Consider the following 11,885-nt stretch of genomic DNA (forward strand, 5'->3'; position numbering starts at 1 on the left):
GCCACCAGCGAGAGGGCGATCTCCCGTCGCACCCAGTGGCGCGGCAGCAGTCCGGGCCGAATCAGGGCCACGCCCACGGCCAGCAGGGCCAGCAGCACCAGCGCCCGGGCCAGCGTAGGACTCCACTCGTAGAGCACCCAAACCCAGAGCCAGCCGCGTCCCTCAAAGGCTTGCTGCACGTAGAACTGCCCGCTGGCCCACAGGTCGAGGCCGGGCCAGGTCTCGAACACCGCCACGGCCAGCGCCAGGGCGCAGGCAAAGGCCAGGCGCTCCTGTTGCCGGGTGCGCCAAACGGTCACGGCGCGGGCCCCAGCAGCACCAGGCCCCGCTCCTCAAACAGCACCGGCCGCTGGCTGTCGGCGCCCGTCATGCGGTCGCGCCGGGTCAGGGCCATCTCGCCCGGCGCCGGGTCGCGGCGAGGGGCCTCCTGCCCAAGGGCAACTGCGAAGCTGGGTTGGTGAATCCGGTACTGGACGACAGTGGCTGCCGGCAAGCCCGCCGCCAGCCTTGCACTTTGCGCGCCCGCCGCAGCCGAGGCGGCACGCTGCACCGGGCCCTGCAAGGCCTCGCCCCACCAAGGCACGGCCCAGCTGGCGATGAAACCGGCCAGCACCAGCGCGGCACCGGCCAAGCCCAGTTTGGCTGCCTCCCCTCCGTACAACGGTAGTTCGGCCAAGGGGTTGCCATCGGGACCTGTGGCAGCCGCAGGGCGCCCGGCGCTCAGAACCAGTCGCCCAATCCGAAGCCCGACGGGCATGAAAACGAGCACGAACATCAGTCCCATGACCAGCAGGGGCAGGCCGGGCTGCGGAGCCGGACTGCCCGCCAGCAGCGCTTTGTAGAAGGGGTCTTGTAGGCCCGCCGCAGAGGCCTGTGCCTGCCAGGGCAGCCAGGCCATGAAGACCGTCCAGGTCAGGACAAACACCCAGGTGACGGTGCGCAGCCGAGGGCCGCCCTGGGCCAGCTCGCGTGCCATCAGCAGGACCAGAGGCGCAAAACCATAGAGCACGTAATGCGGCAGCTTGGTGCCCGAGAGCGAGAAGAAAACCAGCACGAAGCCGCCCCACCCCAGCAGGTAGCGCGGCAGGGGCTCCCGCCAGGCGCGACGGGCCCGCGCCGCCACCAGCGCCAGCAGCGGCAACCAAGGCATGGACAGCAAGGGCAACGCTGCCAAGTAGTAGAGCAGCGACCCACCATGCCCTTCCATCGGGCCGGAGAAACGCTGCAGGTTGTGCCGCAGCAGGAAGCCGTCGACGAAGGCCATGCCGTGACGATTTAGAGCGTAGCCATACCAGGGAGCAGCAATCGCCAGCAGCAGGCACCAACCCCAGCCGTCGAGCGCTGCTTGCCGCAGTCGGTCCCAGCGCCGGCTACTCAGCACCCAGACGAGGAAGGCCGCGCCCGGCACCAGGGCCGCGACCGGTCCCTTGACCAGCAGGCCCAGCCCCACCCAGGCATAGGCACGGCGCAAAGGTGTCTTGTGTCCGGACTCAATGAAGCGCCACAGGTCCAGACCGGCCAGCACCAGCAGCAAATTGAGCAGCGCGTCCGCCGTGGCCGCGCGGAAGATGGCCATCAGCCCAAACGAGGTAACCGCTATCACCCCGGCCAATGCGCCCGCCTGCCGCCCCCAGCGCGCCGCGGCAAACGATGCCAGCGCCAGGGCCAGCACCCAGCCGCTCAGGGCCGAGGGCAGGCGAAGGGCAAAGGGGCCAGCGCCAAAGACGGTGACGCTGGCCGCTTGCAGCCAGTAGACCCCGATGGGCTTGTCGAAGCGGTCCTCGCCATTGAGCGTGGTGTGGCCCCAGTCGCCGCTGACCACCATCTCCCGGGTGGCTTCAGAGAAGGCGCCCTCGTCGACATCGAACAAGGGTGTCGCCGCCAGCCCCAAGAGCAGAGGCACCAGGAGCAGCGCGGCATACCACCACTGCGGCCAGCGCCCCCGCCGCCCGCCATCCGCCACCGGTGCCGCGTCAAACATGCCAGCCGCGGTCGGGTTCGGGCGTCTCCTCGCCGCGCAGCCGGTAGGGCCGGGCATGGTCGCCGCTGAAATAAACCCGCATCAAAAGCTCGGCCAGCACGCCGGTGGTGAGCAGCTGCAGCCCGCCCATGACCAGGAAAAAGCCGAGGGTGAGCAAGGGCCGGGTGCCGATGGAGCCCCCCAGCAGCTTGACCATCCCCAGGTAGGTGAGCATCAGCAGGCCCACCGCGCCCACGCCCAGACCCAGCCCACCAAAGAAATGCCCGGGCCGACTGCCAAAGCGCAGGAAGAAGTGCACCGCCAGCAAGTCGACCATGACCCGGAAGGTGCGCGAGATGCCGTACTTGGACACACCCGCCTGGCGTGCGTAGTGCTGGACGGGCTCCTCGGCCATGCGGGAAGGACTGGTCACGGTGGCCAGCCACGCCGGAATGAAGCGGTGCATTTCGCCATAGAGGCGCACCTGCCGCAGCACTTCGCCGCGGAACACCTTGAGGCTGCAGCCCAAGTCTTGGAAGTTCAGCCCGCTCACCTTGCGGATCAGGCGGTTGGCGATCATCGAGGGCAGGCGCCGCAGCAAAAAGCCGTCCTGCCTGCGCTGACGCCAACCGGCCACCAGGTCGAGGTCTTCCCGCAGCAGGCGGGCGACCATGCGGGGAATATCACGCGGGTCGTTTTGCAGGTCACCGTCCATGGTGACGATGACTTCACCCCGGGCGGCATCAATGCCGGCCTGCATGGCGGCGGTCTGCTTGAAGTTGCGGGCCAGTTGAAGCACCCGCACATGCGGGCCCACCACCCGAGCGTGGGCCGCCAGGGCGCGGCCGGTGCCGTCGGTGCTGCCGTCGTCGACAACGATCAGCTCCCAGGGAAAGGGATAGTCCGCCAGCGCCGCCTGCACCGCGTTGATCATCGGCGCGGCGTTGTCGACCTCGTTGTACATGGGGACGACGACCGAGACCCGGTGGGCAGGCAGGGGATCAGCCGCTGGGGCAGATGGGGCAGCCTCCACCAGGACAGGTGCCACAGGAACCGGGGCGGTGGCAACAGGGGACGGGGCTGGCGCAACTGGCGCAACCGCTGGCGCCGGCGCCGGCAATTCGTCGTCGGGAAAAAGCGTGGGTTCGGCGCGGGGGGTCAGAGGGCTCATCCCCCCTATTGTCGCCGGGCGGCGGAGGCCCCTGCCCCAGCGGGCCCGGATCCGGCGGACGGCGGGATGGCGACCCGGGCCAGGGCCGCTGCGGCCAGTGCAATACAGAGGCTGAAAGCATGGACAGCCAGTGCTGCGGCCACCAGTTCTGGCGCGCGGTCCACCGGCAGACGGGCGGCCAGCCAGACGCCCGCCTCGTAAGCGCCCAGGCCGGCCGGCGGCTGCAGCGGCTGCGCACCGCCCAGCTCGCCGCCGAGGCCGGCGCGCAGAGCAGCCTCCAACGGCAGCCCGGCGAGCGCGCCGATCAGGCCGCCATTGGCGATGATCTTGAGGCTCCACAGCGCGACGCTGGCGCCCGTGCCGCGCCACAGCTCACGCAGCAGGACGCGGCGCTGGGCCCCATCGGCAGCCAGTCCGGACTTGCGGGCCAGCCAGGGCCACAGCGGCGGCAGGGCGTTCGCCGCCAACAGCAGCAGCGCGATCAGCGCCAGCAGCCGCCCGGCGAGGGTCCAAGGCATCAGCAGCAGGAGGGCCGCGGCGCACAGCACCAGCAGGTCTTGCAGCCGCCAGCGCAGCAAGCTGGCCGCCGCCGCAGCCCAGCCCACGCCCCACTGGCGGGTGACCATCCACACATAGGCGCCCTCCCCTGCACGCAAGGGAATGAGCAGCACCGCGGCGTTGTGCACCAGCACCATCCGAAGGCAAGCAGGCAGGCCCGGGTCGCCCAGGTGGCGCCACTCGGCCCGCAGGCGCAGCGCTCGCATCAGGTGTCCGGCCATGAGGCCCAGCCCCGCTGCGGCCCAGGCCCAGGCCGGCAGCTCGGCGATCCGCTCGGCCATCCCGCCCAAGTCGGCATGCCGGAGCAGCCACCACCAGACCCCGGCGAGCAGGGCCAGGGCCAGGGCGGCACGCAGAAATTTCTTCACGGCGCAGGGCCCTTGCCGACCTCACCTTGGGCGACCTCCGCCGTCTGGCGGGTGCGCTGCCAACGGCGCCAGGCGCTGCCCACGCCAAGCAGGGTCAGGGCCACCTCCATCGGCCAGCCCAGGGGATAGCCGGTGGGCGTGATGAGCAGCCCCGCCACCGAGAGCAGCTCCAGCGCCGCCACCCAGCGCTGACCACGTGCGGTGGCGCTGGCCTGCGCCAGACGGCCCAGCGCCGCGGCGAAGGGCCCGATCGGCGCCAGCACCATCACCAGCAGCACGATGCCGAGGCCGGTGGCCATACCCACCAGCACGTCGGAGGGCCAGTGCGCGCCGACCATCACCCGGGAGATGGCAACCCCGGCCCCTGCCAGGGCGATCGCCCAGCAGGCCCCCCGCAGACGGGGCGAGGACGCGAACCAGAACACCAGCAGACCCGAGGTGGCTGCAGCGGCCAGCGCATGGCCTGAGGGCGTGGAACCCAGGCCCTGAATGCGCTCGCCGATCACCGCCAGCGAGGCGCCAATATCAGAGCCCGCAGGACGCAAGGTGGCCAGCCACTGCTTGAGGCTGTAGCTCAGGCCGCCAGTGAGCACGAGGACCGGCCCCATCAGGGCCACCAGGGTGCCGTCACGCCGGTCGGCGGCCAGCAACACAATGAGGCAGGACCAGCCGAAGCCGGCAACGGTGAGGCAGGACCAGACCATCTGCACCGGCCAGGGCGCCTGGCCGGCGGCCAAGGCGAGCATCCAGCCACGGTCCCAGGCGCCGCCCTGAATCGCGGCGCCCGCCATCAGCAGCACCAGGCTGGTAGCGGCCAGCACCCCTAAGGCGCGGCGGCGTCCAGCATCCGTCACGCCGGTCTCCCGTGCGAGCACCCAATCACCGATCGCCGGCTCGGAGCGGCTCATGCACCGCCCCCCAGGGCCGGCCTGCCGCAGGTGGAAGCTTGACGACGTCCAGGCGTACGGCTCATGCGGTCGGCGTCCGCCCCACGGACAGATACTGCCAGCCCTCGGTCTGCAGCTTCGACGGCAGGTACAGGTTGCGGCCGTCGACGATCAGGCGGCGCGTCATGCGCTGGGCCATCTCGCCGAAGTCGGGCGCTCGAAACGGCTGCCACTCGGTGCAGATCACCAGGGCGGCGGCGCCTTCGAGCGCGGCGTATTTGTCGGGGGCCAGCATCAGGTCGGCGCGCTCGCCGTAAATCCGCCGGGTTTCGTCCATGGCCACCGGGTCAAAGGCCTGGACCTTGGCGCCGGCCTGCCACAGGCGCTCGATCAGCACCCGGCTGGGCGCCTCGCGCATGTCATCGGTATTGGGTTTGAAGGCCAGGCCCCAAACCGCCACCGTCTGTCCGCGCAGGGCGACCTCGCCGCCCAGGGTGTCGGCCAGCTTGGTAAACAGGGTGGCCTTTTGACGGTCATTGACTGCCTCGACCGCGTCGAGCAGGGCCGCTTGGTAGCCCACCTGGCGGGCCGACTGGGCCAAGGCCCGCACGTCTTTGGGGAAGCAGCTGCCGCCGTAACCGCAGCCGGGATAAATGAACTGGTAGCCAATGCGCGGGTCGGAGCCGATGCCCTTGCGCACCTGCTCGATGTCGGCACCCAGGCGCTCGGCCAAGTTGGCGACCTCGTTCATGAAGCTGATGCGGGTGGCCAGCATGGCGTTGGCAGCGTACTTCGTGAGCTCCGAACTGCGCCGGTCCATGACCAGGGTGCGCTCGTGGTTGCGGTTGAAAGGCTCGTAGAGCTCGCGCATGAGGGCGATGGCGCTGTCGGAATCGGTGCCGATGATGATGCGGTCGGGCTTCTGAAAGTCGCCGACAGCCGAGCCCTCCTTGAGGAACTCCGGGTTGGAGACCACGTCAAAGGCATGCGAGAGGCTGCGGGCCGCCAGGCCCGCGGCCAGGGCCTCGGCCACCAAGTCGCCCGTGCCCACCGGCACGGTGGACTTGCTGACCACCACCTTGTAGCCGTCCATGTGACGGGCGATGGACGCAGCCACCTCCAGCACATAGCGCAGGTCGGCCGAGCCATCTTGATCAGGCGGCGTGCCCACCGCGATGAACTGCAGCGGCCCATGGGCGACGGCCTCTTCGGCGCTGGTGGTGAAGTGCAGGCGGCCTTCTGCCAGGTTACGGCGGACGATGGGCTCCAGACCCGGCTCATGAATGGGAATGTGGCCCTCACGCAGGCGCTCGACCTTGCGCGCGTCCACGTCCATGCACATCACGTCGTGGCCCGCCTCGGCCAGGCAGGCACCGGTGACCAGACCCACATAGCCAACCCCGAAAATGGAAACCTTAAGCATGTGTTTTCCCTAGGAATATTGCAGTTGCACAAGGATTCTGCGGCTGTTTCATGACAGTACTGGGGCCCTGTGCTGGCCTGCGCTCAGACGGTGTCATGGGTCGGAGGGTTGGAAGGGTAGTAGTTGAGGTACCAATGGGCGAAGCGGCCGATGCCCGTGGCCAAGTCGGTGGCTGGCTTGATGCCGATCCAGGCCTGCAAGCGCGAGCAGTCGGCCGCCGTGGCCTCCACGTCGCCCGGCTGCATCGGCTTCAACTCTCGCCGAGCCTGCACGCCTAGAGCCTGCTCCAGGGTGGTGATGAAATCTCCCAAGTCGGTCGGGCGACCATTGCCGATGTTGAAGACACGCCAGGGAACCTCGGCAGTGGCTGCATCGGGGGCCAGACGGTCGTAGGCCGGGTCGGCTGTGGCGGGCTTGTCGATCACCCTCACCACGGCCTCTGCCACATCGTCCACATAGGTGAAGTCGCGCACCATGTTGCCGCCGTTGAAGACGTTGATCGGGTCGCCAGCCAGCATCGCCCGGGCGAAGAGCATGGGCGCCATGTCGGGCCGGCCCCAGGGACCGTACACGGTGAAGAAACGCAGGCCGGTGGTGGGCAGGCCGAACAGGTGGCTGTAGGTGTGAGCCATCAGCTCATTGGCTTTTTTGGTGGCGGCGTACAGGCTCACCGGGTGGTCGACCGCGTCCTGCTCCTGAAAAGGCAGCTTGGCATTGCCGCCGTAGACGCTGGAACTGCTGGCGTAGGCCAGGTGCGCTACGCCATGGTGTCGGCAGGCCTCGAGCACATTCACGAAGCCGGTCAAATTGGAATCAGCATAGGCCTTCGGGTTTTGCAGTGAGTAGCGCACCCCGGCCTGCGCAGCCAGGTGAATCACCCGCTCGGGCCGCTCGGCTGCGAAAAGCGCGTCGAGGGCGGCCCGGTCCTCGACCCCGGCCTTGACGAAGCGAAACCGGGGCTGCGACTGCAGGCGGGCCAGACGGTCCCGCTTGAGCTGGACCGAGTAGTAGTCGCTCAGGTTGTCCAGGCCAATGACCTCGTCCCCACGCGCCAGCAAACGCTCCGCGACATGCATGCCGATGAAGCCGGCGGCGCCGGTGACCAGAATTCTCATGGGGGGCTGTCCGAAGTTGGGCGGATTCTACCGGTCGCCCCTCTAAAGCCCCGCCTTGGGCCCGGCCCCTCAGAAGGCCTCTTCCGGCATGTCTGCGCAGGTGCGGTCGCGGCTGGCAACCACAGCCAGCCAGGCATCTATTTTGGGCAGCTCGTAGCGAAAGAAATACTGCGCGGCGCGCCGCCGGCCTTCGAAGGCCAAGCCTGCAGAAGCGCCTTGGCTGCCCTCGCCCACCAGCAGCAGCTCCAGCCAGGTCCAGGCCAGCACGAGGTGACCGGCGGCCTGCATGTAGGGCACGGCATTGGCCAGGGCGTCGCCCGCGTCACCGGTAGCCCAGGCGGCCTTGGTGGCGGCGCCCACTTTTTGCAGCGCGCCGGCCAGGGCGTTGGCCTGTGCAGCCAGGGCGGGCTCTTGCAGGGCGCGGGCAATGGTCGCCTGAATCCGCGCTGCCAGCAGTTGCAGGCCGCGGCCGCCTTCCATGGTCACCTTGCGCCCCAGCAGGTCCGCGGCCTGGATGCCGTGGGTGCCCTCGTGGATCATGTTCAGGCGGTTGTCGCGCCAGTACTGCTCCACCGGGAAGTCACGGGTGTACCCATAACCACCGTGAATCTGGATGGCGAGCGAATTGGCTTCGAGGCAGAACTCGCTGGGCCAGCTCTTGGCGATGGGCGTGAGCACCTCCAGCAGCAGGCGGGCCTCGTCGGCCGATTCCGGCGAACCGGTGTGCTGCTCGTCGACCAGGCGCGCGCAATAGAGCATGAGCGCCAGCGCGCCCTCGCAATAGCTTTTCTGCGCCAGCAGCATCCGCTTGATGTCGGCGTGTTCGATGATGCGCACCTGCGGCGCATTCGGGTCTTTGCCCGCAGCGCTGGCGCCGCTGCCCGGCTTGGGGCCGATCAGGCGGCCCTGGGGCCGGTTCTTTGCATAGTCGAGCGAGGCCTGGTAGCCGGCCAGGCCCAAGGCGGTGGCCGCCATGCCGATGCCGATACGGGCCTCGTTCATCATGTGGAACATGCAGCGCAGGCCTTCGCCCGGCTTGCCGACGAGGTAGCCCACGGCGCCGGGCTGTCCCAGCACCGGAAACTTGCCCTCGCCGAAATTGAGCAAGGTGTTGGTGGTGCCGCGCCAACCGAGCTTGTGGTTGAGGCCCGCCAGCGCCACGTCGTTGCGCTCGCCAGTCAATTGGCCCTCGGTGTCCACCAGCTTCTTGGGCACGATAAAGAGCGAAATGCCCTTGACCCCCGGCACCAGCTTGCCGTCCGGCCCCGGGATCTTGGCCAACACCAGGTGGATGATGTTCTCGGTGAGCTCGTGCTCGCCGGCCGAGATCCACATCTTGTTGCCTTTGAGCCGGTAGCGCGGGCCCAAAGGGTCCGCCTCAAACCCCTCGCCATCGGGCACCGCACGGGTGGCAATGTCCGAGAGGGACGAGCCGGCCTGCGGCTCCGACAGGCACATGGTGCCGGAGAAGCGGCCGTTGAATTCGTTGGCGGCAAACACCTCTTTTTGTAGCGGCGTGCCATGCGCCATCAGCAGATTGGCATTGCCGACGGTGAGCAAGCCGCCGCCAATGCTGATGGACGCGGTGCCAAAGAACACCCCTGCCGCCGCCTCGACCAGATAGGGCAGCTGCATGCCGCCCACCGCGTAGTCCTGGGCAGCACTCAACATGCCCGACTCGGCGTAGGCGTCCCAGGCTTGCTTCGTTGCCGCCGGCAGGATCACCTTCTCACCGTCGAAGCGCGGCTCTTCGGTGTCGACCAGGCGGTTGAAGGGCGCGTACTTCTCGCGCGCAATGCGCTCGCAGGTCTCGAGCACCGCGTCGAAGGTCTCGCGCGAATGGTCGGCAAAGCGTGGGCGAGCGGAGAGCTCACCGGCCGCAAGCCAGTCATGGAGCAGGAAGTCGACGGTGGAGCGCAAGGACATGGCCGTGATCCCAAAAACAGGTTCTCAAACAAAGAGGCCGCCGACCTACGCTGACCTCCGGCAAGGTGCAGCGCGGGCGGCGGCCCGGGGGCAGCGAAATCAGAGGACTTCGAAAATGCCCGCCGCGCCCATGCCGCCGCCAATGCACATGGTCACCGCCACCCGCTTGGCGCCGCGCCGCTTGCCTTCAATCAGCGCATGGCCGGTCAGGCGCTGGCCCGAAACGCCATAGGGATGCCCCACCGCGATCGCGCCGCCATTGACGTTGAGGCGATCGGCCGGGATGCCCAGCTTGTCACGGCAATACAGCACTTGCACCGCGAAGGCTTCATTGAGCTCCCACAGGTCGATGTCGGAGACCTTGAGACCCAGGTTCTTCAGCACCTTGGGCACCGCGAACACCGGGCCGATGCCCATCTCGTCGGGCTCACAGCCGGCGACGGCAAAGCCCAGGAAGCGACCCAGGGGCTTCAAGTTGTTGCGGGCGGCGTACGCCTCGCTCACCACCACGCAGGCACCGGCGCCGTCGGAGAACTGGCTGGCGTTGCCAGCCGAGACCAAGCCACCCGGCAGGGCCGAGCGCAGGCCAGAGATGGCTTCTACCGTGGTGCCCTCGCGCAGGCCCTCGTCCACGCTCACCGTGACCTTTTTGGTCATGAGGCCCATCACCTTGTCGGCCACGCCGGCGGTGACGGTGATCGGCGCGATCTCGTCGTTGAACTTGCCAGCGGCCTGGGCGGCGCAGGCCTTTTGCTGGCTGCCGGCGCCATATTCGTCCATCGCCTCGCGGCCGATGTTGTAACGCTGGGCCACCTGTTCGGCCGTTTGCAGCATGGACCAATAGATCTCGGGCTTTTTCTTGTTCAAGTCGAGGTCTCGCAGCATGTGCTGGTTCATTTCCTGCTGCACGCAGGAGATACTTTCCACCCCACCGGCCACATAAACCTCGGCCTCACCGGCAATCACCCGCTGGGCGGCCAGGGCGATGGTCTGCAGACCCGAGGAGCAAAAGCGGTTGACGGTCAGGCCCGACACGCTCACCGGCAAGTCGGCCATGAGCGCGATCTGGCGGGCAATGTTGGCGCCGGTAGCGCCTTCGGGCGAGGCGCAACCCATGATCACGTCCTCGACCGCGTCGCCGGGGACACCGGCGCGTTCGAGGGCGTGCTTGACCGCATGGCCGCCGAGGGTGGCGCCGTGGGTCATGTTGAAGGCGCCCTTCCAGCTTTTGGCCAGAGGGGTGCGGGCAGTGGAGACGATGACGGCTCGGGACATGGTGTTCGTCCTGGTGAAGTTCAGTTGAAGGTCTTGCTCTCGGCGGCCAGCTTGGCCAGGAGCGGTGCAGGTTCCCAGAACTTGGCGTCGTCCAGCGGATTCTTCTGGAAGCGCTTCATGGCCTGGACCACGTTGAAGAGGCCAAACTGGTCGGCATAGAGCATCGGGCCACCACGGTGGATCGGGAAGCCGTATCCGGTGAGGTAGACCATGTCGATGTCGCTGGCGCGGGCGGCAATGCCTTCTTCCAGAATGTGCGCGGCTTCGTTGACCAGTGAGAACACCAGGCGCTGGACGATCTCTTCGTCGGAAATCTTGCGCGCTGTAATGCCCAGGGCCTTGCGGTGCTCATCGACCAGCGCGGTCACCACCGGTGAGGGAATAGCGTCGCGTTTGCCGGCCTGGTAGTCGTACCAGCCGGCGCCGGTTTTCTGACCGTAGCGCCCCAACTCGCACAGCTTGTCGGCGCTGGCGCTGTACTTGAGGCCAGGTTTTTCGACGGCGCGGCGCTTGCGAATCGCCCAGCCGATGTCGTTGCCGGCCAAGTCGCCCATGCGGAAAGGGCCCATGGCAAAGCCGAACTTCTCGACCGCCTTGTCCACCTGCTGCGGGCTGCAGCCTTCGTCAAGCAGGAAGCCGGCTTGGCGGCTGTACTGCTCGATCATGCGGTTGCCAATGAAGCCGTCGCACACGCCAGAGACGACCGCAGTCTTCTTGATCTTTTTGGCCAGGGCCATCACCGTGGCCATCACGTCCTTGGCGGTCTGGGCGCCGCGCACCACTTCCAGCAGCTTCATCACGTTGGCCGGGCTGAAAAAGTGCAGGCCGACCACATCCTGGGGGCGCTGGGTGAAGGAAGCGATCTGGTTCACGTCCAGGGTGGAGGTGTTGGACGCCAGGATGGCACCGGGCTTCATCACCTTGTCGAGCGCTTCGAAGACCTTTTGCTTGACGCCCATTTCCTCGAAAACCGCCTCGATCACCAGGTCGGCGCTGCCGATGTCTTCATAAGCCAAGGTGGTGGTGAGAAGCGCCATTAGCTCTTCGTACTTGTCCTGCTTGAGCTTGCCCTTTTTGACCTGGGCTTCGTAGTTCTTGCGGATGGTGGCCACGCCACGGTCCAGCGCGTCTTGCTTCATTTCGAGCATCTTGACCGGGATGCCCGCGTTCAGGAAGTTCATCGAGATGCCACCGCCCATGGT

At 67.7% G+C, this 11,885-nt stretch carries 10 protein-coding genes; all 10 read right to left on the bottom strand.

Going from position 1 to position 11,885, the window contains the following annotated elements:
* Positions 1-299: hypothetical protein (locus QE494_RS07950; protein ID WP_300042390.1), on the bottom strand; the 299-nt coding region annotated here is incomplete at its 3' end.
* Positions 296-1,981, bottom strand: coding sequence for a glycosyltransferase family 39 protein (locus QE494_RS07955; RefSeq protein WP_300042391.1), 1,686 nt, complete (start codon positions 1,979-1,981; stop codon positions 296-298). The genes QE494_RS07955 and QE494_RS07950, both read right to left, overlap by 4 nt.
* The gene (locus QE494_RS07960; protein ID WP_300042392.1) at positions 1,974-3,131 is read right to left on the bottom strand and encodes a glycosyltransferase family 2 protein; all 1,158 of its coding nucleotides are present in this window, start codon (positions 3,129-3,131) and stop codon (positions 1,974-1,976) included. The genes QE494_RS07955 and QE494_RS07960 overlap by 8 nt, the downstream gene beginning before the upstream one ends.
* Before the next feature lie 5 nt (positions 3,132-3,136).
* Positions 3,137-4,057, bottom strand: coding sequence for a lysylphosphatidylglycerol synthase domain-containing protein (locus QE494_RS07965; protein WP_300042393.1), 921 nt, complete (start codon positions 4,055-4,057; stop codon positions 3,137-3,139).
* Positions 4,054-4,965 carry a phosphatase PAP2 family protein gene (locus QE494_RS07970; protein ID WP_300042394.1) on the bottom strand — a complete coding sequence of 304 codons (912 nt, stop codon included), beginning with the start codon at positions 4,963-4,965 and terminating at the stop codon, positions 4,054-4,056. Before QE494_RS07970 ends, QE494_RS07965 begins: the two co-directional genes overlap by 4 nt.
* Before the next feature lie 61 nt (positions 4,966-5,026).
* Positions 5,027-6,367, bottom strand: coding sequence for a UDP-glucose/GDP-mannose dehydrogenase family protein (locus QE494_RS07975; protein WP_300042395.1), 1,341 nt, complete (start codon positions 6,365-6,367; stop codon positions 5,027-5,029).
* Positions 6,368-6,450: 83 nt separating this feature from the next.
* Positions 6,451-7,482, bottom strand: coding sequence for an NAD-dependent epimerase (locus tag QE494_RS07980; protein WP_300042398.1), 1,032 nt, complete (start codon positions 7,480-7,482; stop codon positions 6,451-6,453).
* A 69-nt stretch (positions 7,483-7,551) separates the two neighbouring features.
* Positions 7,552-9,408 (bottom strand): acyl-CoA dehydrogenase, encoded by a 1,857-nt coding sequence (locus QE494_RS07985; protein WP_300042399.1) that lies wholly within the window; start codon positions 9,406-9,408, stop codon positions 7,552-7,554.
* A 99-nt stretch (positions 9,409-9,507) separates the two neighbouring features.
* Positions 9,508-10,683 carry an acetyl-CoA C-acyltransferase gene (locus QE494_RS07990; protein ID WP_300042400.1) on the bottom strand — a complete coding sequence of 392 codons (1,176 nt, stop codon included), beginning with the start codon at positions 10,681-10,683 and terminating at the stop codon, positions 9,508-9,510.
* Positions 10,684-10,703: 20 nt separating this feature from the next.
* Positions 10,704-11,885 (bottom strand): 3-hydroxyacyl-CoA dehydrogenase (locus tag QE494_RS07995; protein WP_300042401.1); only part of this gene is annotated, 1,182 nt, incomplete at its 5' end.

It is taken from the genome of Ramlibacter sp., from assembly GCF_029866045.1.
GTDB lineage: Bacteria > Pseudomonadota > Gammaproteobacteria > Burkholderiales > Burkholderiaceae_C > Ramlibacter.